Below are 23,080 nucleotides of genomic sequence, written 5' to 3'. Positions count from 1 at the left end.
TGATAATAAAAACAACAACCAAACAGTCAAAAACAAAGTCTATGAAAATTAAATTCTTAGCGGTAATCCTTCTCGGATGTATGATCGTGTCCTGCAATGATGGTAAAAAAACAAAAACGGTTACCGCAACAGCAGCGAAAGAAAGTGTCACATCATCGGGATTCGAAAATAAGGGGCAACAACTCGTTTACGAAATGGTGCAAAAAGTTGGGGATTACAAAAGTCTTCGCAGTAAAAGGGATGTGGTATACACCTATACTTACCAAACACCGGACGGCAAAACCGATGTAACGACGGAAAAGTATCTGTTTAAGGGAGAGTTGTCCTATGGGGCCTATGAACGCCATGAAAGAACGTTACCCAATCTTGAAGGATTGATTGAGCAAGGTTTTGATGGAAGTACGTATTGGTTAAAACACAATGGTGTTGCCTTAAATGATGAAAATCACTTAAAAAGGGTTGCCTTCAACAGACCTACCAATTTTTATTGGTTCACCATGATGCAAAAATTATTGGATCCAGGAATCAACTATGAATACCTTAAGGAAGAAACGATAGAAGGAATACGCTACGATGTCGTAAAGATCACTTTCAATTCAAAAGGCAATAAACCAACCGATACGTATCAACTTTATATCAATAAAAAAACAGGATTGGTGGATCAATTCTTGTTTACCGTGGCCGATTTTGGGGTTTTGGAAACCCCCAATTTAATGAAGCTTCAATATGAGGAAGTGGATGGCATGTTATTGCCAACAAAGCGTTTATATAAAAAATCCAATTGGAATGCCGATGTCAGCGATGCTCCTTGGATCAAGGTTACTTGGTCGAATATTAAGTTCAACAACGGTTTGACAAAAGAAGATTTTAAATAGTATGGGAGATAACCAAGATAGTCCAGCAAGTCTTAAATCACTTTTGGAGGAGAAGAAGGCGAACTTTGAATTGAATGCCGATGACCACAAGAAAACGGTCTATAAGGCAGGTATAGATGCCGTAAGGAAAAGCGGAATACTGGACAAAGCTAAACAAGTAGGGGAGAGGGCTCCCGATTTTGTACTGAACAATGCCTTGGGGAAACCCGTGTCATTACAGGATTACCTAAAAAAAGGGAAAGTGGTTTTAACATGGTATCGTGGAGGTTGGTGCCCCTATTGCAATATGACCTTACAGCGACTGCAACGCGAAGTGTCCGGTTTTAAGGCCAACGGAGCGAATTTGATAGCCCTGACGCCAGAGTTGCCCGATAAATCGTTGGACACTGTGGAAAAACATAACCTGCAGTTTGAGGTTTTAAGTGATGTGGGAAATGAAATCGCCAAAACGTACGGCATCGTTTTTAAACTTACCGATGGGGTAGCAGACATGTATGACACATCGTTTGGAATGCGTGCCTATAATGGCGATGATTCACACGAACTGCCCCTGGCAGCAACCTATATCATCAATGAAGACGGAACAATACGTTACGCGTTTTTGGATGCTGATTATAGAAACAGGGCGGAACCTGCTGAGTTGACCCGCTTTTTGGAAAGCAATAAATAACAGTCCCACACAGGGGGCAATACGATGTGTAAAAATAATGGCTAGGGATCACAATCGAAAACGTAGTTCGTTTTATGTACACTCCAAAAGTTTTTTTGAACCATACTATTTAAATATTAAAGCAATGAATACACAGACCGCATACCTGATTTTAAGAGTGGCCGTAGGGGTAAGTATGTTGGGGCATGGACTGGTGCGTCTTCCCAAATTGCAGGGATTCAGTGCGTGGATGCTCAAGGAATTTGAAAACGCCATACTTCCTGATATCCTGGTATTGCCCTTCAGTTATGCTTTGCCCATAGCAGAGTTTGTATTGGGAATACTTCTTATTTTGGGCTTGTTTACGCGTATATCCTCCATAGTGGCGGCCCTAGTGATGATTTTACTCATATTCGGCACCACGTTGATCGAGAATTGGGGGGCGTTGGTGCCTCAATTCATACATGTGGCTTTCTTTGCGTATCTCATACAACATATAGACAGGAACAGTTTTGCCTTGGATACCAAGTTGAAGGCCTAAGTGATTTTTCTGGTGACTTGGACTGAATGTGTATCGTGATTTTTTTTAAGTTTTCTTAATTCCTTCCATTCCGAAATTGGGTAGCGGTCATACCGGTATTGCGCTTAAAGAACTGATTGAAATTGGCCACTTCATTAAAATCCAAGGTATCGGCTACTTCGGTTACAGATTTATCCTTTTGGTGTAAGAGTGTTTTTGCGTACAATATTTTGTAATCAATGATTATTTTTTGGGCACTTTTGCCAGTTGCTTTTTTAGTGCATTCCGTTAAGTATGTCGCACTGATATGCATTTTGGAGGCATATTCCTTAACGCTTAAGAATGGATGGTTATTAGAAAGAAGGACTTGTTCAAATTTAGACGTGATCGCTTCAAACCTATTCATGGTAACAATGCCTTTATTATCTTGTGTATAGCGTTTTACCTTGTACAATAAGACAAGAAGTAAAGACCTTACTATTTCAAGATTATGTGCTTTTGTGCTTCTGGACTCATGGTGTAATTCTTCTGCCACATTTAAAACATCCTTAAAGTCGCTATCGGATAATTGGTATAAGGGCATGGTATGGATTTTAAAAAAAGGAAACTCGTTTTGAAGTCCATAAGATTGGTTTAATCTCGTAAAAATCAAAGGGTTAAAGTAAATGATATACCCTTTGTCCTCATCATTGGGTGGTAATTTATTATAATTAATGACTTGAAATGGAGAAACAATAGCCAAACTATTTGTCAAATCCTGAAGCGTCTGATTTCCTATTTGAATACTTTTCGTATTGCGTTCTAAAACAGCTATCTCAAAGAAATCACGTTTGTGAGGTTCATTGAATTTAGCATCTGGTTTTACAAAATGTTTAAGTTTTTCCATTCTTCTAATGTAAAAACTATTGGAATAATCATTTGCAACTTCCAAGTGGTTTAAAAAGTAATTGTTTATATCATTAAAGACTTCCATTACAGTACCTATTCCGTTTAAAACGTTAAAGATATGTAAAACCTAAATAGTAATCTATTATACGGAAATAGCAATGTATAATACAGTCCTTTGTCTCTGTACCTTTGTCCCCATAAAACAACAAAAGCCTCATGCGTAATCTGAAGACTATATTTCATAAACTATTTCTTTTCTTAAAAGACAAGAAACAGGTGTTTGTGAGTCTCTTTCGTAAAAATGATAAAGCGTATTCTCTTAAAGAGGATTCTATTTTAAAACTATTGATAGTTTTTGTTGGTCCTGCTGTTTTAGGGATGCTAGTTAATATACTTTATAATGTAGTAGATCGCATATTTGTTGGTCAATTTGTTGGTGCAGAAGGTATATCCGCAGTAACCTTAGTATTTCCAATCAACTTTTTTCAGTTTGGATTTGTTTTACTTTTTGGTAGTGGAGCAGGGGTTTTAATCGCCAAATATTTAGGAGAAAATCGCTTAGATAAAGCCGAAGAAGTATTTGGTACTATGTTAGCAGGGTTATTGATTGTAATGGTGCTTTTTACAACTGCAGGATTATTTTTTTACAAAGATTTATTAGTTGTTTTTGGAGCTCAAGGATCACTCCTTAGTTTATCATCAGATTATCTTTTCATTATTGTCATGGGCTTTCCACTTAGTTTTTTCATTGCTTTGGAATTTACCAGTCGTGCAGAAGGAAATCCCCATTTACCAGCAAAACTCGTTCTAATTTCTTCCCTGATCAATGTTAGTTTAGATTATGTTTTTATGAAAATATTTGGTTTGGGAGTACAAGGAGCGGCGTTAGCTACGGTAATAGCCCAAGGAACTAATGCCGTGCTTCTTCTTAATTATTACTTCAACGGAAAAAGTCTGGTAAAACTAGTTTGGAAACAGATTAAACTTAAAAAAGAAATCATTCTACCGATTCTTGCTGTAGGTTTAGCACCATTTGTCATGGATATAGCCGTAAGCTTTCAAAATGCATTTGCCAATCATTTGTTATTAGAATCTGGAGGATCGGATGCTGTAGCGGTTATGGGAATTATTTTTGGAATTAATGTATTTTTTATGATGACTGCCCTTGGAACAGGAGATGGTATGCAACCGATTATCAGTTACAATTATGGTGCAAAACAGTATGCTCGTGCTTTAACTACATTAAAATATGTATTGGTTTTTGTGCTTTTGGCAGCTTTTTTAGGGATTACTGCTATAGCTATTTTCCCAGAATCAATAATAGGGGTGTTTATAGATGATAATGTAGAAATTGTATCGCTTACAAAATCCGCTTTAGAAATATTTGTGATCTCTATCCCTTTTTTTATGATACAAGTGGTGGTAACTCGTTACTTTCAAGCCATTCAAAAGAATACAGTCGCAACGTTTTTAGCAATATTCCGTCCTGTATTATTATTTATTCCGATTGCATATTTATTAAATAATAGCTATGGCTTAGTTGGTGTATGGATTGCCTTTGTGGTTAGTGATAGTTTAGCGGCTATTATATCCTTATTGCTTGTCAAAAAATATTCAATAAAAAAATTAAAAATAGCTAATTCGAATGAGCAATTCATTACAGAATAAACTTTTAAACAGAACAACAACAAGCAAGATTAATAAGTACAAAAATTGATAAATGAAAACTAAAAAAAACAACTTTAAAATTTGGTACCTTGTCCTATTTATAGGGCTATTGTCAACCTCGTGTAACAGCAATAAAGATGCTGATAAGAATGAAACTGTTGCCGAATACCAAGTATTAAAAGTTTCACCTGAAACCATAGAACTGTACAGAGAATTCCCAGGAACTATTGAAGGTATCGAGAATATTGAGATTAGACCAAAGATTGAAGGTTTTATAGAAAAGGTATGGGTAGACGAAGGTGAATATGTAGAAAAAGGACAACGTCTCTTTTTGCTTAACGCCCCAGAATACGAACAAGAAGTTTTAAGTGCACAGGCGGCTATAAACAGTGCCAAGGCGGAAGTAAGTTCGGCCCAATTAAGTGTGGAAAAGGCAAAACCTTTGGTAGAAAGGGAAATCATAAGCAGTTTTGAACTCGCTTCGGCCCAAAATACACTGATTGCCAAAAAAGCGGCCTTGGAACAGGCCAAAACCAACTTGGCAAATGCCAAGACCAATTTGAATTATACCCGTATTACCGCACCGGTTTCTGGCTATATCGGTTCCTTGCCCTATAAATTGGGGAGTTTGGTAAATAGTGGCAATACAGAACCATTGACGACGGTATCCAATATCAAACAGGTATACGCCTATTTTTCCATTAACGAAAAGACGTATTTGGAATTTTCCAAAGAAGGCTTACTCAACAATAATAATGACGTTTCCCTTTTATTGCCAGATTACAGTTTATTTGATCAAAAAGGGAAAATACAAACGGTTAGTGGACAAGTAGATGAAGAGACAGGTTCTTTTAATGTCCGTGCTATTTTTGATAATCCAGATAATTTATTAAGAACAGGGAATAGTGCCACCATACAACTGCCCAAGACCGTAAAGGATGCCTTGCTTATTCCACAAGCTGCGACTTACGAGATACAAGGAAAGGTTTATGCTTACATAGTAGATGCCCAATCGGAAGCAAAATCCACAAAAATAGAAGTAACACCCACTGTTTCTCGTAAAGCGTATATCGTAACTAGCGGATTAAAAACAGGAGACCAAGTGATTATAGAAGGTATTAATACGCTTTCTAGCGGAAAGAAAATTAAAGTGGTTGCAGTTGATGCTTCCGATGTCGCTTCTTTAAAAACAGATAGTCCAGTTAGTACAAATTCATCTGAAACAAAATAGTTATGTTTAAAAAGTTTATAAAAAAACCGGTACTTTCTTCGGTAATTTCCATCATCATCTTGGTTTTGGGGCTTATTGGAATTAAGACCTTACCGGTATCCCAATATCCCGATATTGCACCGCCAACGGTACAAGTTTCCGCTTCTTACGATGGAGCAAATGCGGAAGCGGTACTCAACAGTGTTATTGTTCCTTTGGAAGAAGCCATAAATGGAGTAGAAGGTATGACCTATATGACCTCTACAGCAAGTAGTGGTTCTGCAAGTATCTCTGTTTATTTTGCACTAGGTACCGATCCCGATATTGCCGCAGTAAATGTTCAGAATAGTGTGTCTACGGCAACCAGTTTATTGCCTTCTGAAGTAACACAATCTGGGGTAACCACTAAAAAACAGCAAAGTAGTAATGTACTTATTATTGGTCTTTATAGTGAAAATAGCGATTATGATGAAGAATTTGTTCAGAATTATGCAAACATAAACATCGTTCCAACGCTAAAGAGAATTAATGGCGTAGGTAGTGCGACTACCTTTGGATCTAGAGATTACAGTATGCGTATTTGGTTAAAAGCCAATATGATGGCTAACTATGGTTTGGAACCTTCGGATATTAGCACAGCACTTGCCGACCAAAACTTGGAAGCAGCACCAGGAGAATTAGGGTTGCAAGGAGACCAAGCCTACCAGTACACTTTAAAATATAAAGGAAAACTTCAAAATGCATCTGAGTTTGAAGATATTATTGTAAAAACAACAGGGGATGGACGTATACTACGATTAAAAGATGTGGCTAGAGTAGAATTAGGTTCGCAATCGTACAGTAACTCTACATTAATTAATGGACATGCGGGAGTTGGTATCGCCATAGCACAATCTTCGGGATCTAATGCGCAAGAAGTAGTAGAGAATTCCATAGCAACCTTGGAAGCAGCATCTGTTAATTTTCCTGAAGGCATTAAATATGTAGAGATGTTGAATGCCAATGACTTCTTAGAGGCCTCTATTACGAAAGTACTTCATACGCTTATCGAAGCTTTTTTATTGGTGTTTTTGGTGGTTTTTATTTTCTTACAAGATTGGCGTTCAACCTTGATTCCTGCAATTTCGGTTCCTGTAGCAATCGTAGGAACCTTCTTTTTTCTTAACTTATTTGGGTTCACTATTAACCTATTAACGCTTTTTGCATTGATGCTAGCCATTGGTATTGTGGTGGATGATGCCATTGTAGTGGTTGAGGCGGTACATGCCAAGCTCGATTCCGGTTATAAATCGGCACGAAAAGCCAGTTTGGATGCCATGAATGAAATTTCAGGGGCTATCATTTCCATTACCTTGGTGATGTCTGCGGTATTTATACCCGTAACCTTTATCAGTGGGTCTTCGGGCGTGTTCTATCAGCAATTCGGTTTAACGCTTGCCATTGCCATTATCTTATCGGCCATCAACGCATTGACTTTAAGTCCTGCCTTATGTGCCTTATTGTTGAAACCACACGATGAACATAAAGAAAAGAGTTTTTTCCAACGTTTTTATATGGCATTCAATGTAGGTTTTGAGAGAACGACCTCAAAATACAGAAAAGCCATATCCTTCCTTATTCACAAAAAAGCTATTGCCATTGGTGTACTCTGTGTTTTTATAGGGCTGTTCGTGTATTTAATGAATACCACTGCTACCGGTTTTGTTCCCGATGAGGATCAAGGAACCATTATGGCGGACATTAGTTTACCGGCGGCATCTTCTTTGGAAAGAACAGCAGAAGTGGTGCAGCAAGTACAAGAATTGGTCCAAGATATTCCTGAAGTAAGAGCCGTTTTACGGACCACAGGTCGTGGAATGATTAGTGGTGAGGGTTCTAACTATGGTATGGTCATACTAAAACTAAAACCGTGGGATGAAAGAACAGGTGACGATCAAGATGTGCAATCTATCATTAAACGGTTATTTGCTAAAACAGGGCATATTAAAGATGCTAGAATCATCTTTTTTGCACCACCAACCATCACAGGTTTTGGAATGAGTAATGGATTTGAAATTCAATTACAAGATCAAAGTGGAGGTACTGTGGATGAATTGTATAAGGTGAGTCAAGATTTTATTACCGCTTTAAGTGAACGACCAGAAGTACAATATGCAAATTCCACATTTGACCCTACGTTTCCACAATATGAAGTTGTAGTGGATGTTGCTAAAACTAAGTTGGCAGGTTTAGATGTAGAAGGTGTATTAAGTGTGATGCAAGGGTATTTCAGTGGGGTGTATGCTTCTAATTTCAATAAATTCGGAAAACAATATCGTGTTATTTATCAAGCGGAAGCTGATTTTAGAGACAACCTAGAAAGTTTAAATGCCATCAAAGTAAAAAACAAGAATGGTGTTATGGCGCCTATTACCGAATTTGTAACGCTTAAAAGAGTGTATGGTCCGCAAAGTCTTACGCGTTTTAATTTATTTACTGCAGCTAAAATAACTGGTTCTCCTAATGCTGGTTATAGTTCTGGTGATGCTATTGTTGCTATTGAAGAAGTGGCTAAAGAAGTATTACCCACAGGGTATGGCTATGAATACTCTGGGATGACCCGAGAGGAAATTTCGGCAGGTAGTCAAACCGTTTATATATTTATGCTCTGTTTCATTTTTGTGTACTTCCTATTAAGTGCGCAATATGAAAGCTATATACTTCCCATAGCCGTTTTATTGGCCGTTCCCGCTGGTCTTTCTGGAGTTTTGATTTTTGCAAACCTATTTGGAATTAGTAATAACATTTATATACAAATTACATTGGTAATGCTAATTGGGCTACTTGCTAAAAATGCCATTTTAATTGTGGAATTTGCCATACAAAGAAGGCGAGATGGAGAAACTATTGTACAATCAGCAATAGATGGAGCCATTGCCAGGTTTAGACCTATTCTAATGACATCCTTCGCCTTTATTTTCGGGTTGCTTCCCCTAATGATCACAACTGGTGCGGGAGCTACGGGAAATAGGGCTATTGGTACCGGAGCCATTGGCGGTATGCTAATAGGAACCTTGTTAGGGGTTTTGATCATCCCTGTTCTATATGTGATTTTCCAACATCTTCAAGAAAACGTAGTAGGCGTTCCAAAGCATGATTGGGGCGATGATGAGGACGAATAGTTTCCATTGAATAAATAAAAAAACAGTTATGAAATTTAAATCTTTAATATATATAATTCCGCTTACTTTAATTCTTTTAATGTTGAATTCTTGTGGTGTGATGAATAAAAAATATGTAACGCCGGATGCAGAATTTTCTGAGAGTTATAGGGACACTTTGGTAACAGATAGTACTTCTATTGCTACGCTACCTTGGAAAGAAATAATATCGGATAGTACTTTACAAAATTTGATAGAAGAAGGACTGCAAAACAATCTTGATTTAAAGACCGCCTTGGAAAATATAAATCAGGCACAAGCTAGCTTGACCCAGGCAAGACTTTCCTTTTTACCCAGTTTGGAAGGTAGTGCCCAGGTAGCGCGATCCAAAACATCGGAAGCGGCCTTGAATTTCGGTAGTGTAAGTGGGGTTAATTTAAATACGACTACCTATACAGGGCAATTAAGTAGTAGCTGGGAGCTCGATGTATGGGGGAAATTGCGCAGTAACAAACGGTCGGTTTTAGCTTCCTTCCTAAAAACGGAAGCAGCGGCCAGGGCCGTGCAAACCCAATTGATATCGGATATAGTAGAAGGTTATTACAATTTGTTGGCCTTAGATGCCCAATTGGCTATTACCCAGGGAACATTGGAAAATAGGATCAAAGATCAAGAAACCATGAAATTCCTTAAAGAATCGGGAGTGGTAGATGGTGCGGCCGTGGTGCAAAGTGAAGCCAGTAGATATGCCATAGAGACGACGATAAAGGATATCGAGGTAAGCATCTTACAGGAAGAAAACGCCCTTTCCATTGTATTGGGAAGGGTTCCAGGGACCATAGAAAGATCCTCCCTGGAAGATCAAACCGCCTATTCCGATTTGAAAATAGGGCTTCCTGCGTCACTTTTACGAAACCGACCCGATATTCAAGAAGCGGAAATGGCCTTTAGAGCGGCTTTTGAGGATGTAAATATGGCCAAAGCCTATTTTTATCCTTCTTTGACTATTACGGCAAATGGCGGACTTTCTTCATTGAGTTTATCTGACTTTTTTGATGGTTCCCTATTTTACAATGTAGTGGGTGGTCTTACCCAACCCATTTTTGCAAATGGAGAAAACAAGGCCCGATTAAAGATCGACAAATCAAAACAACAACAGGCTTTTTATGATTATAAGGCAACATGGTTAGGTGCCGGAGGAGAAATTTCGAACGCACTTTTCCTTTACAAGAAGGCTAAGGAAAAACAGGAATCAAGAGCACATCAAATTTCGGCTTTGGAAAAGTCGGTTGCATTTACACAGGCACTTTTGGAATATTCTTCCTCTACGAATTATACCGATGTGCTTAGCACGAAGAACAATCTATTGGCTGCACAATTGGATGGTGTTAATGACAAACAACAGGAATTGCAGGCCGTGGTTCAGCTTTACCGCGCCCTTGGGGGAGGGTGGCTAAACTAGGCTTTCGGAGAATACATACCTTGACCAAGATGGTTAAGGCATTTTCCAAGGGATACTTTAGAACAGCAAGCTAGAAGATAGCCCATCAATATGTTACGGGTTTGCTTGGGCACTACGTACAACGCGAACTGCAGGGTGGGTTACATAAAAGTAACCCAGGTGGACTTATCATTGTAAAGGCTAGGATTTTTCGGGAATACCTTTAGTAAAAAGCATATAAATTCTTCTTTCTGATTATACTATCAATTTAAAGGGAATCAAACGTAAGCGTATATGATTTATTTATTGCTGGTTCTAGCCTCCTTATAAACCCCGAAATATCGGGACTCGTGTTACGAGACTTCGGAATGCTATTAGGTTTTTATTTACTAAATTACGTGTTTAACCACGCGACGAAATCGTACACAAACCCCATAATAAGACGTTGAAATTTGGTAGCGCATACCATAAAGGATTCCAAACTAAACGGGGATATGACTAAAATAATTAAATGAAAAAATTAAAAGAACTAACTGATGCTAAAATAGAATCAGGACGACAATCCAATCCTGGGTTCATGCGTGGGGTTGATGACATTATTAAACAAGAAAAAGCTTTTGAACGAGGAAAAAGTGCCATTAAGATTGGACAGAAAGCCCCTGGTTTTGAGCTGCCTAATCCTGAAGGTGAATCAATCCGATTAAATGCTTTATTAGAGAAGGGTCCGGTTGTTATTACTTTTTATAGGGGTAATTGGTGCCCTTACTGTAATTTACAACTTAGGGCCTTACAAGCTAGACTGGATGAAATCCATGCATTGGGTGCTACATTGGTGGCCATTAGTCCACAAGTACCGGATGGATCATTAACAGATGATGAAATTAGTAAGATGGACTTTATTGTCTTGTCTGACCAAGACGCAAAGGTTGCCTTGCAATATGGTGTTGCATGGGAAGTACCGGAGTTTTTGGCGGAACACATGCGAGTAGATCGTAAACTTGATTTGGATAAAATAAACAATGGCAACGGTAATGTATTACCAATTCCTGCAACGTTTGTTGTAGGACGGGACGCAGTGGTTACATGGCGCTATGTTAACGTTGACTATAGAACCCGTTCAGAGCCTGATGAAATTATTGAAGCATTGAAAAAATTAGCCTAAGAACGTACCATTAGGTTACAAGTAGGAATATTTGTTTACCCCAAAAATAAGTCAACTTCATTGATTACATAGCTCGTTTCTGTTTTCTGGAATAAAACTACCTACATCATGGTATAATGCCCATTTTCATAAGTCCAACCTTTAAGGGTAGTCGGAATACTATGTAATTTATATCGTTGGACTCTTTCTGTTAGTGCCTCGTATTGCGTACGTGATAATTAATCGACAGGACAGCAATCGTGTTGGAGGTTTTAATAAACGGAAACAAAAAGGTAGAATATACAATAGTGGTTAAAAAACATGGCACATAAAATTGGCCGTAATCCATTGCGGGCGGATTTCCTTTTGTGGAAATCCTTAACTTTAACCAAAGGCTTGGTCTTGGGCTGAAAAATCCAGACGTCAGGGCATTAACCCGCCCACTGCTTTGCAGACGGCGTCAGTAACGCAAACATAGCCGAGACTTTGGCAGTAATTAACCAAACCAAGAAACAGATTGAAAAACATTAAAATTTCATCAATTCTAACATTATTTTTAATTTTTATTTCGTGCAATGAAAAAGTATCGAACGAAAAACCAAAACCGGACGGAATTTGGAAACAAATTGGATATGGAAACATTATAGCATTGAACGACACAATTATAAGTGTTTATAATATTTCAAAGCAAGATTGTAATTTGTCATTTAAGGAACACATTTTAGATTTTGGTAGAGTCAAGAATTATTCAAAAGACACGTTAATCATTCAGCACGGAAATGATGATTGGCTATTTACGAGATTAGGGAAGTTGCCTAATCTCTGTAAAACTTCAAACGAATTGAATAACAACCCAAAACATAATTTTCAAGTGTTTTGGGACACTTTCAATGAACATTATGCATCTTTTGATATTAAAGGTATTGATTGGAACGAAGTCTATAAAATATACGAACCTAAGGTAAACGACAACACTACTGATTTAGAGCTTTATACAATCTTTAGGGAAATGATTGCACTTCTAAATGATGGACACGTAAAAATGGAAGTGCCCGAACAAATTGAAAACGAGTATATAAATCAAATAGAGGAACAAGAAGATAAGTATTCCAAATTGGACGAATTTAATCTCAATAAAGAAATCGCAGAATTCTATGTTGACAGCTTGCGAAATTATAATGCAGGAATGGTTCGTTACGGACTTATCAATGATAATGTAGGCTATGTACAAATCAATGCTATGCTGATGTTGGCTGACTATGACTTACAGAAAGATTTGGATTTGAGAAATTTCTATGGTCAATATTGGGAAAAAGCAGAAAACAGGAAAGACGAATTACAAAGGCAGGACGAAGTTGACGGTATCAACAAAATATTGAATTCAATAATTAAAGACTTACCAAAAGCGAAAAGCTATATTTTGGATTTACGCTTTAATGGTGGCGGAAAAGATGCGGTTGCACTTGATATTTTGAACCATTTTTCAGATCAGGAAAAATTAGCTTACACGAAAAAAGCAAGAATAGAAAAAGGTTTTGCAAATCCCCAAAACTTTAAAATTATTCCGTCAAAAAATCATTTCAGTGGAAAGGTATATTTACTTACCAGCCATTTAACAGCGAGTGCGTCAGAAATTCTTGTTTTGGCATCTTTGGCTAACACCAATTTTAAAAGAATTGGCTCGACAACAGAAGGGATTTTTTCTTCGACTTTGGATAAAGAACTTCCAAATGGTTGGGAATACGAATTATCTAATGAAGTTTATCAAGATTTAAAAGGTAGGAATTACGAGAATATTGGAATTTCGGCAGATTATCAAATTGAATATTCAAAAGACAAAGATGAATTTTTAGACCAATTGTCAAATGATTTGAAAGGCAAAAAAGACAGCGCAATTGAATTAGCGATACAACTTGAAAAAGAACAATCAGTAAAACAACCATTGCCAATAAAGAACTGAGGTGAAAAACAAACAAATTCTTCCTTGATCCGGGACATGATCATTCTAGGTCCATACGTTCTAAATGGGATTCCTAAAGCTTTCTGCATTGTGTTTACTTCCTGATTAACCGGGATAAATTGGAACGTAAATTACAGCGTTTACAACATTCCTTTTTCAAATAGTTCAAAACTCAAAATCATTATCTTTATAAAAGTTTAAAAAACGATTATTGACCTAGATCCATAAGGAGGATGGCATCAATGTATGCTATGTAATTGTCGGTAATAATTTAATACGCAATAGATGAAATCGAGAAAATTATTAATGATACCGGGTCCAATAGAATTTGAAAGTGAAGTCATGCAATGTATGGCAGTACCAACTCCTAGCCATGTTTCCCCTGATTTTATTGACACCTTTGCAAATAGTTTAAAACTAATGAAAGAGGTTTGGCAATGCCCATCGGGTCAGGCATTCATAGTAGCGGGAACGGGTACACTTGCGATGGACATGGCAGCGGCAAACCTGATAGAAACCGGAGATAAGGCACTTGTAATATCCACAGGCTACTTTGGTTTGCGTTTTGCCGAAATCTTAAAAAGATATGGAGCTGAAGTGGATATACTTGAGGCCCCAGTGGGTGACATTGTATCCTTGGAGCTTATAGATCAGCAACTAAAATCCAAAAGCTATAAACTTTTGACTTTTACACACGTTGATACATCGACAGCGGTTTTAAATGATGCTAAAAGTATCGGTGCCTTGGGTAAAAAATACAAGGTACTGACAGTTCTTGACGGGGTTTGTTCTGTTGCGGGCGAAGAAATCAAGCAAGAAGATTGGGGGCTCGATATAGTACTTACTGCCTCCCAAAAGGCAGTGGGTGTTCCTCCTGGACTCGCTCTTTTAGTTGCTTCCCCAAATGCAATTCAAGCCTTTGAACAACGAACAAGTCCTGTCGGTAATTACTATGGTGATTGGACCAATTGGTTACCAATAATGAAAGCGTATGAAAATAGACAAGCCTCTTATTTTGGGACACCTGCGGTTAATCTTGTAATCGCTTTGGAAAAAAGTTTACAACTCATTGTAAAGGAGGGACTAGACAATCGTTTCGACCGACACAAAAGAGCAGGAAAAGCCATGCGGGCTGCAATCAAAGCGTTAGGATTGGAATTATTATCAAAAAACGAACAGGTTTCAGCAAACACCTTATCAGCCCCTTTATATCCAAGTCAAATGGACGCTTCCTCTTTTTTAAAGGGCGTAAATCAAGAAGGAGTTATTTTGGCTGGAGGTCTTTTACCTAAATTAAAAAATAATTACTTTAGAATTGGACACATGGGGTCGGTAAACAAAAGTGATTTACTCGCAACGGTAGGAGCCATTGAATCAGCGTTGAAAAACAATGGGTATTCCGATGAGTTAGGGTTAGGAACAGTTCAAATATTGAAGCACTTCTGATTGGAATAGTGAAACCATGTTTTTGATGGATACTAAAAATATTGGCAAGTGATTTAATTGTCAATGCTCCAACAAATACCGTGTTTGACTTAAATGTGGTTATGGATGCTTTCAAACAAGGTTATATTAATTATTCATCTTATGAACAAAAAATTGACCAATTTAAAATTATTGAAGACATAGGAATGGGTTTAGAAACAGTGATACCAACTGGTTTAACTGGAAATATGGGAAATACAGAGAAAAGAAGATTTGTAGATATTTGGATGTATAAAAATCATCAATGGCAGATGATTGCACGACAAGCAACTAATATTCCATTGAATGATTTAGAGTAAATAGATTGAACAAAATTATTTACCGAAACGAAATAAAATTATTACCAACAAAGAACAGAATTAAAAAACAAATAAATTCTACCTTTATCCGGTACATTGTCATTCTAGGTCCATACGTTCGAAATGGGATTCCTAAAGTTTCTGCATAGTTTTTATTTCCTGATTATCCAGCTAAAATTGGAACGTAAGTTTCAGGGTAGTGTAGGCTGCCCTTTTTCCCAAATCATCAAAATTTGAAATCATTATCTTTAGAAAGGTTCAAATAAACGATTATTGACCTGGATACCTTAGTAGGATAGCATCAATGGAGCTATCCGATTGTTGTGTGTCATACGACCAAAACATATAACCAATCGAAATGAACAATGTAATTGAAAGCCTGATAAGTATCGACACTGATAAAATGTTCGTGATATTACTTGCAATATTCTTTACTATCGAGCAATTATTGGAAAACGGATCGGCTATTAAGAAAAATAGCGTGCACCTTTTCCATAGTGTTATTTTACAGGCAGGTTACATCCTTTTGAACATTCTGATCGCATCCCTTTTCGTGATTGTATTTGACTGGGTGAGTGGGAATAAAATCGGTTTACTCAACCAAATTGAATTGCCATATATATTGAAAATCCTTATTGGAATTATAGCTATTGATTTTGTAGGTTATTGGGCGCATCGCCTTAATCATAAATGGCATTTGTTTTGGCGTTTGCATAGGGTACATCACAGTGATACAAAAATGGACAGTTCGACCTCCTTTAGGGCGCATCCGTTTGATGTCTTCTTGGATAATGCTTCGGTTATTGCAGCGGGAATTTTATTTGGTTTGGATATAAATATCATTATTCTTCGCTGGATTCTTTATATGCCCTTGTTCGTTGCCCACCATAGTAGTTTTAGATTTCCTACTTGGGTGGATTCATTTTTCGGGATTATTTTTGTTACACCCAATTTTCACAAAGTACACCATCATCAAGACCAACAATACACAGATTCCAATTATGGGAATATGTTTATTGTTTGGGACAAAATTTTTGGAACCTTTAAAGTAATACCCGTTGATAAAATAAAATATAGATTGATGGAATTTGAAGGTGCCAAAAAACAAGGTTTTTGGTATTTATTGATAAGTCCATTTATAAATATTAAGCGACTTGATAAATAATACTAAAGTACGAACACATAATACGGTGTAAGAATAATTGTTTGGTTCTTGACTACGTACAATCCCCAAAGCGTTGGGGATCGCGTTCCGGGACTTCGGAATTCCAATTGGTTTGTTTTTGCTAATTTAGTTGCTGAAACACACAATGAAATCAAACACAAAACCGTTGTGTGCAACCTAAAAAAACGAATGGATAACGACCAAACTGCAATACGAACAACCTATTTCAGCATAATTGGAAACGCTTCTTTAGCCTTGATAAAAGGACTTGCTGGATTTTTCGGGAATTCTTATGCCTTAATTGCAGATGCGATTGAATCGACAACGGATATTTTTGCTTCATTTTTAGTTTTATTGGGTTTTAAATATGCAAAACGGCCAGCAGACGAAAACCATCCCTATGGACACGGAAAAATTGAACCCTTAATTACATTCGGAGTGGTTGCTTTTCTTGTTGTTTCTGCTACGATAATTGCATATGAAAGTATCCAAAACATTCAAACACCCCATAAAACTCCGAAATCATGGACTTTGATTGTTTTGGGACTAATAATAATATGGAAAGAAATATCATTTCAAATCGTAATTGGAAAAAGTAGACAAACGAATAGTTCTTCACTAAAAGCGGATGCTTGGCATCATAGAAGTGATGCAATAACTTCGATAATGGCGTTTATCGGAATTTCAATAGCATTGCTATTTGGTAAAGGATATGAAACTGCTGATGATTGGGCAGCATTATTTGCTTCTGCATTTATCTTATATAATAGTTATTTAATATTACGACCAGCATTAGGGGAAGTTATGGATGAACAACTTTATGACGACCTAATACTTGAAATTAGAGAAAAATCAAAAGAAGTAGAAGGTATATTAGATACGGAGAAATGTTTTATCCGAAAATCGGGCATGAAATTTCACGTTGATTTACATGCAATTGTCGAAAGTGAAATTACAGTAAAATCAGGTCACGATATTGCACACAGATTAAAAGACTATTTACGAAAAGAAATACCAAATTTAGGACACGTACTAATTCATGTTGAACCGGGTGAATAAAAAAAGGCAGTACACAACACCTCCAATAAAAAGCCTTAGTCCAGTACTGTAAAGTTCAAATATAGAATCCAAAAAACAATCTTCCCACGTTTTTCATCGAAACTGGATGAACCGTCAAAAAGGTTCGTAAGTATCCTAAAAGACCACCCCATTCAAAAATTCGGTGGTCTTTATTTTTAAGGAAACATTAATGAATAGAAAAGCGTCATCCGTACGATGTAACCTAACTTTGTAGCATCTTAAATTTCAATTGTATTTCTGATTTAAACCAAAGAAAATGGATACGAATGATAATTCCAAAACAAAAAGTAAGGTTGTAATCGTCGGAACCGGAATGGTGGGTATGAGTTACGCCTATTCATTGTTCAACCAAGGAACCGTAAAAGAATTGGTGTTGATCGACATCGATAAAGAACGTGCGGAAGGAGAAGCCATGGATTTAAACCATGGTTTATCCTATGCCCCAAGAAAAATGAAGATTTATGCTGGTGAATACAGCGATTGTACAGATGCTGATATTGTGGTTATTACCGCTGGCGTTTCACAAAAAGAAGGGGAAACAAGAATAGATCTTTTGAATAGAAATGCGGCAATCATGAAAATTGTTGTCGGTCAAATTATGAAGAATGATTTTGGGGGAATTCTACTGGTGGCATCAAACCCTGTAGATATCCTGACCTATGTAGCCTGGAAGACTTCTGGACTTCCTTCCTCAAGGGTAATCGGTAGTGGTACCTCCCTAGACACCGCACGGCTGCGATTTGAGATTGCGAAAAAAGTCAATATTTCAGTGAAGAACATTCATGCCTACATCATGGGTGAGCATGGTGATTCTGAATTTGTCTGTTGGTCCCAAGCCTATGTCGGGGCAAAACCGCTTGTAGATATGATCGAATCCTTGGAGGGTATCGACTTCAAGGATTTGGAAGAAATACATGATTCGGTCAAGAATGCTGCCTATGAGATAATTAAACGTAAAAAAGCCACGTACTACGGCATTGGCATGACATTGGTAAGCATTACCGCTTCAATTTTAAATGATGAAAATAGAATTGTTCCGATTTCTGTCTATAATGATGGTGTTTATGATATCGAGAAGGATGTTTACATTGGATTACCTGCTGTTTTAAATGCTGAAGGCGTTAATCATGTGTTGAAATTAAAACTTAATGATAAAGAGCAAGAACAACTGAAGCATTCGGCAAACCTTTTAAAAGGGGTTTTAAACCAAATGGAGTATTGATATCTTTTGTTTTTGATATAGATGTGCGCTTATGATTTTGTATAGGAGTATAATGCCAGGTAATTAATACCTAGCACTATAAGCCCTATAACTACAATAATTCCCGAATGTATTAAATTCAGTATTATAAAATCCTTACTGGCTCCCGATAATATGGCATACCAAAGAAAAGGGCAAAACACGCCAACCAGTGAAATATTACGCCCTGTTTTTATGCCTGCTTTAAACAATAATGCTTTGTTTTTTGATTTCTTATGGGTACTTGGTTTGCCCTTGACAACATCCACACATTTCTTTCCAACAAGGGAATACGGACAAGCTTTGATAAGGGATTTAAAAAAATTAGAGAGGGATTGCATACAATTTGTTTTTAAAAGAAAAAGTAAAAGATAAAACCACCGACGATTGCCATAGTCATGACAGAACACACAAATGCGATTATGGCTTTGGGTTTTAACATGGAGGAAATAATGGCTATCTCTGGTAAACTCGCTCCCGTTCCGCCGATAATCAAAGCCATGGCCGCACCCATACTCATTCCCTTAACAATGAGTGCTTGTAGTATAGGGATAGCCATTTCGATTCGTAAATATAGGGGAACACCAATGGCTGCCGCAATAGGTATGGCAAGGGGACTATCATTTCCAAGATATTTTTCGACCCAAGCATCAGGTACAAATACGGCAGAGATGGCACTGATTACCGCACCCAGTAAAACATAGGGGAATATGCGTTTAAACAGGCCCCAGCCAAAATTAAAAGCTTCTGTAAGTTTTGGGTGGGATGCACGCGTTTGTCCACATAAGCCGGTAGAAGGCGATTGTGTATCTGCACACGGGTTTTGGGCTGTTGTACAAGATGCTACTGCATTATTTGAAACAGTGCCACAGCTAACAGCCGGTTGGGATGCACAAGCACTTGTAGCCGTTTTAGACTTTAGATCAATTCGTTTTACACTGTGTTTAAGGGATGTCTTTCCGGCAATGCTACCAAAAAAAACGGAGCCCATAAAAACAATCAGGAAATAGACCAATGCCACTTTCCATCCGAAAACACCGAATATAAATCCAACGACGACAAAATTGGCCAATGGGGCGGAAAGCAAAAAGGAAAACACCATAGCGAAAGGCGCTCCCATTTCTATCATCCCCATGGATACAGGAACCATGGATGCACTACAGAATGGAGTGGGGATTCCCAGTAAGGCCCCCATTAAACCACTGTATTTCCCCGTTTTCGATAACCGTTTTTGAAGTTTCTCCTGGGGTATAAAGGCCCTTATTAAACCCGTGATTATGGAGACAAGGGCAATTATGAATACCAATACTACGCCTACGTGTATAAATTCGTTTAATGCTAAATTCAATTTTTCGTTCATGTTGTTTATTTAAATAGTTATGTTATATGCGTAAAAGCGCATATGTTATTATAAAAAAAAGCGAATGCTTGATTTTTCCTTTTATTTAGAGCCCTGTGAAATTTGATTTTTACTTATGACGTTCTGCCAATAATCTATTACACTTCTGTATTTCATTATTCATCTGTGATTCGGGAATCGTTTTTATGGCTTCCTGAATCAATTGTCGAAATTCGTTTTTAATCGGTGTTAAATAATAAAATACCCACTTTCCTTCTTTTACCTCTTCTACCAACTTAGCGTGTTTTAATATCTTTAAATGGCGCGAGACATTATATTGATACTCGTCCAAAACCTCTACAATTTCTGAAACGCATATCTTTTCATCGATGTTGGTTAGCAGCCAAATTATTTTTAATCTAGTTGCATCCGAAAGGGCTTTGAATATATTAATAGGTTCATCCATCAGTCTTATTATTTTAACATATGTGTTTTTACACATGTAAAATTCGAAGGCAAATATATAAAATATTGGAAACACAAGCACCTCTTTGTTTTTTTTATTTTAGATGTGGACTTCCTTTTTTTTGAACAGTTGAAAATTTCAAATCATCAGCTTTATAAAAGTTCAATGGCACGTAGACACATCACCATAAAAAAATGGATACGGAAAATTCAAAACAAGCATATTTGATGAGCAATAAGTGACTAAAAATACGCGAATGGATATGAAAAGAAGAAAGTGTGGCTCAATAGGGAGTTTAAAAAGGGCTATAATTTTCAAAAAGGTGACGTTCGAGGAAAAGTACTAATCTATAAAAAGCCTTAGTCCAGTTCCCCAAAGATCTAAGAACGATGAATATTAAAAAATATGGACCTTAACATAGCTCTAAAAGAATAACCTCAAGGGTTTTCTTTCGAGATGATGGATTGTGATTTTTGGACGATATCCTTGATTACGGTATCCAATTCCAATGCAGAGTTATAAACATGGCCAAGCCATTCCTGTTTTTCATGATCATCCACCAAATCCTCATGGAATAATTCGATTACCCCCATCATTCGGGCTAAAGGTGCCCGAACAATATGGGATTGCATCCAAGCGATTTCCCTCAGTTTTTTATTTTGCTTTTCCAGGGCGATTTGGTTTTTTTGCTTTTCGGTCACATCGTTGCATGTAACGAGGATACATTGTTTTCCATCAATATAGATATGCTGTCCCACAATATCCATTCTAACCAATTCCCCGTTTTTCTTTTTATGGACAAATACCCCGGAATCATAGGTTTCCTTTGGGATTCGGTAATTTTCCAGACTGATCAGGAGTTTGTTGATTTCTTCCTTGGGCCTTAGATCGGCGGCATTCATGTTTAGGAACTCCTCCCTGGAATATCCGTAAAACTGTATCATGGCATTATTGACATCCAGGATACGTAAACTATCCAACTCAAGAAAATATTTGGGGTAGGGGGAGGAATTGAAAAGTAAACGGTGCTTTTCCTCCGAAGCTTTTATTTCCTTGTTTTCCAATACCCTTTTGGTAATATCCCGGGCATTGATGACAACACCTTCAATCATGGGGTCTTCCTTTAGGTTGACACATAGGATTTCAATCCATTTCCACGTCCCATTTTTGTGTTGGTATCGAAAGGGCTTGGAGACAAAGGGCTCATGATTAAGGAATTTGTGAAAATAATTGATAACCCTCTTTCTTTCCGTCTCATGTATAAGATCAAAAATACATTTGTCGATCAATTCCTCAGAGGAATACCCCAAGGCCGATTTTAAGGCGGTGTTTACATAATTATAGTTTCCTTCCAAGTCAACGATGGCCATCCAATTGTATCCGGCCTGGATCACGGAGGTATACTTAGGGTTTATGAGTTCTATTTGTTCCCAAACTTTTTTCTGGGTCGTGATATCCTGTATATCCCCTTCTAAAAAAATGGGTTTGCCAGCATCGTTGATTCTTGAATTATTGATTTCAATAGTAACAAAGATGATTTCCCCGGACCGGTGGACCATCCTGAATTCCAATCCCTTTTTCGATGGATCATTGTTGATCCATTTCTGCCACGTATTCTTAAAATTATCTTGATCAAAAATATACACCAAATCAATCCAACTGTCAATTGATTCCATCTGAAGTTCTTCAGGGGTATAGCCGAGGATTTCAAAAAACATCCTGCTGAACCACAGGGTATCCGAGGCAATATCAAAGTGCCAACTTGCGGAGCCATTGGATTCCAGGTAATTTCCCAAGGCGATATTTTTATTATCAACCAAAGTTTCGGTAGTTAGGGCCCGTTTATTTACACTATAAAGGGTAATCAGGGAAACCGTTTGATCGGCCAGGACCTTTAAGGCCTGTTTTTTCCGATCATCAGGCAATATGGGGTTATTGTCGTACACGCATAAAATCCCAAGGATTTCCCCTTTAGGATCTTGTAAAGGTGCGACGATCATATATTCAGGAACCTTTGAGGATTGGGTTTTTTCTTGTTTGTCCAAATCCAAACCTTTGGGGAGGGAATTTAATTCAAGTAACGTATTTGGTGAATTCCACAAATGGTCCAAAATCCGTTCCTCAGTGTTGGAACCGCTGAATTCAAGATTTAAGGAAGATCCTAAACCATAGGGTAATTTTAATATTTCAACTTTGGCGGAAGGGGAATCGAATATAAACGTAGCTAAATGATAAATATACTTGAAGTCCTTTCGGGGAATTTCAAATAACTGAAAGGAGGGGAGGAATTTAACGCTATTTCTAAACATTACTATTGCGATTTATATAAAAGGGAAGGATGAAGTATCCATTGGTGTGGGCGGTTGGGGCTATCAATCATACGTTTGTGTTTCCAACTACAATAAAAGCCAATCAATAGAAATATCATCCTACTCAATTGATATTCAATAAGGAAAAAACAATTGTTCTGGTAGGGAGCTAGTTAACGAGGCAGAACCAATACTATATGATTTT

Annotated in this window: 19 protein-coding genes; 14 read left to right on the top strand and 5 right to left on the bottom strand. The window is 37.4% G+C overall.

The window, feature by feature from the left end:
* The first annotated feature begins 41 nt into the window (after window positions 1-41).
* The 3 genes from HPE56_RS08755 to HPE56_RS08745 all read left to right on the top strand — a co-directional run bounded on the left by HPE56_RS08755 (window position 42) and on the right by HPE56_RS08745 (window position 2,065).
* A complete protein-coding gene (locus HPE56_RS08755) occupies window positions 42-875 on the top strand; it encodes a DUF6503 family protein (protein ID WP_188243394.1) in 834 nt (277 codons plus the stop codon).
* Window position 876: 1 nt separating this feature from the next.
* Window positions 877-1,545: a peroxiredoxin-like family protein gene (locus HPE56_RS08750; protein WP_188243393.1), complete on the top strand. Its 669-nt coding sequence runs from the start codon at window positions 877-879 to the stop codon at window positions 1,543-1,545.
* 124 nt (window positions 1,546-1,669) lie between these two features.
* On the top strand, window positions 1,670-2,065 hold the full coding sequence (locus HPE56_RS08745; RefSeq protein ID WP_188243392.1) for a DoxX family membrane protein: 396 nt from the start codon (window positions 1,670-1,672) through the stop codon (window positions 2,063-2,065).
* A 55-nt stretch (window positions 2,066-2,120) separates the two neighbouring features.
* Here the strand turns inward: HPE56_RS08745 and HPE56_RS08740 are convergent, their stop codons facing one another.
* Window positions 2,121-2,930: an AraC family transcriptional regulator gene (locus HPE56_RS08740; protein WP_188243391.1), complete on the bottom strand. Its 810-nt coding sequence runs from the start codon at window positions 2,928-2,930 to the stop codon at window positions 2,121-2,123.
* Between the two features lie 218 nt (window positions 2,931-3,148).
* Here HPE56_RS08740 and HPE56_RS08735 point away from each other — a divergent pair, with 218 nt between their 5' ends.
* From HPE56_RS08735 to HPE56_RS08685, 11 genes are all read left to right on the top strand, one after another.
* A complete protein-coding gene (locus HPE56_RS08735) occupies window positions 3,149-4,600 on the top strand; it encodes an MATE family efflux transporter (protein WP_188243390.1) in 1,452 nt (483 codons plus the stop codon).
* A gap of 52 nt (window positions 4,601-4,652) precedes the next feature.
* Complete coding sequence (locus tag HPE56_RS08730) at window positions 4,653-5,831, top strand: efflux RND transporter periplasmic adaptor subunit (RefSeq protein ID WP_188243389.1); 1,179 nt, start codon at window positions 4,653-4,655, stop codon at window positions 5,829-5,831.
* Between the two features lie 2 nt (window positions 5,832-5,833).
* A complete protein-coding gene (locus HPE56_RS08725; RefSeq protein ID WP_188243388.1) occupies window positions 5,834-8,971 on the top strand; it encodes an efflux RND transporter permease subunit in 3,138 nt (1,045 codons plus the stop codon).
* Between the two features lie 28 nt (window positions 8,972-8,999).
* Entirely contained in the window at window positions 9,000-10,412 is a 1,413-nt protein-coding gene (locus tag HPE56_RS08720; RefSeq protein WP_188243387.1) for an efflux transporter outer membrane subunit, read from the top strand.
* Window positions 10,413-10,902: 490 nt separating this feature from the next.
* Window positions 10,903-11,553, top strand: a complete 651-nt coding sequence (locus HPE56_RS08715) for a peroxiredoxin-like family protein (protein ID WP_188243386.1) — start codon at window positions 10,903-10,905, stop codon at window positions 11,551-11,553.
* A 496-nt stretch (window positions 11,554-12,049) separates the two neighbouring features.
* Window positions 12,050-13,492, top strand: coding sequence for a S41 family peptidase (locus HPE56_RS08710; RefSeq protein WP_188243385.1), 1,443 nt, complete (start codon window positions 12,050-12,052; stop codon window positions 13,490-13,492).
* A gap of 285 nt (window positions 13,493-13,777) precedes the next feature.
* On the top strand, window positions 13,778-14,938 hold the full coding sequence (locus HPE56_RS08705) for a pyridoxal-phosphate-dependent aminotransferase family protein (RefSeq protein WP_188243384.1): 1,161 nt from the start codon (window positions 13,778-13,780) through the stop codon (window positions 14,936-14,938).
* A gap of 41 nt (window positions 14,939-14,979) precedes the next feature.
* Window positions 14,980-15,276 carry a nuclear transport factor 2 family protein gene (locus HPE56_RS08700; protein ID WP_188243383.1) on the top strand — a complete coding sequence of 99 codons (297 nt, stop codon included), beginning with the start codon at window positions 14,980-14,982 and terminating at the stop codon, window positions 15,274-15,276.
* A gap of 358 nt (window positions 15,277-15,634) precedes the next feature.
* Window positions 15,635-16,441, top strand: a complete 807-nt coding sequence (locus tag HPE56_RS08695; protein ID WP_188243382.1) for a sterol desaturase family protein — start codon at window positions 15,635-15,637, stop codon at window positions 16,439-16,441.
* Between the two features lie 189 nt (window positions 16,442-16,630).
* Complete coding sequence (locus HPE56_RS08690) at window positions 16,631-17,500, top strand: cation diffusion facilitator family transporter (protein ID WP_188243381.1); 870 nt, start codon at window positions 16,631-16,633, stop codon at window positions 17,498-17,500.
* A 277-nt stretch (window positions 17,501-17,777) separates the two neighbouring features.
* Window positions 17,778-18,743, top strand: coding sequence for an L-lactate dehydrogenase (locus tag HPE56_RS08685; protein ID WP_188243380.1), 966 nt, complete (start codon window positions 17,778-17,780; stop codon window positions 18,741-18,743).
* Window positions 18,744-18,772: 29 nt separating this feature from the next.
* On the opposite strand, the gene HPE56_RS08680 is transcribed toward HPE56_RS08685, so the two are convergent.
* The 4 genes from HPE56_RS08680 to HPE56_RS08665 form a co-directional block, all read right to left on the bottom strand.
* Window positions 18,773-19,102: a hypothetical protein gene (locus HPE56_RS08680; protein WP_188243379.1), complete on the bottom strand. Its 330-nt coding sequence runs from the start codon at window positions 19,100-19,102 to the stop codon at window positions 18,773-18,775.
* Window positions 19,103-19,113: 11 nt separating this feature from the next.
* Window positions 19,114-20,121 carry a permease gene (locus HPE56_RS08675; protein ID WP_188243378.1) on the bottom strand — a complete coding sequence of 336 codons (1,008 nt, stop codon included), beginning with the start codon at window positions 20,119-20,121 and terminating at the stop codon, window positions 19,114-19,116.
* A gap of 109 nt (window positions 20,122-20,230) precedes the next feature.
* Window positions 20,231-20,566, bottom strand: coding sequence for an ArsR/SmtB family transcription factor (locus HPE56_RS08670; RefSeq protein ID WP_188243377.1), 336 nt, complete (start codon window positions 20,564-20,566; stop codon window positions 20,231-20,233).
* 437 nt (window positions 20,567-21,003) lie between these two features.
* Window positions 21,004-22,875 carry a PAS domain-containing protein gene (locus HPE56_RS08665; RefSeq protein WP_188243376.1) on the bottom strand — a complete coding sequence of 624 codons (1,872 nt, stop codon included), beginning with the start codon at window positions 22,873-22,875 and terminating at the stop codon, window positions 21,004-21,006.
* Window positions 22,876-23,080: the final 205 nt, after the last annotated feature.

The sequence above is a fragment of the Maribacter aquimaris genome, from assembly GCF_014596745.1.
Taxonomy (GTDB): domain Bacteria; phylum Bacteroidota; class Bacteroidia; order Flavobacteriales; family Flavobacteriaceae; genus Maribacter_A; species Maribacter_A aquimaris.
This window is presented reverse-complemented; position numbering and strand designations above follow the sequence as displayed.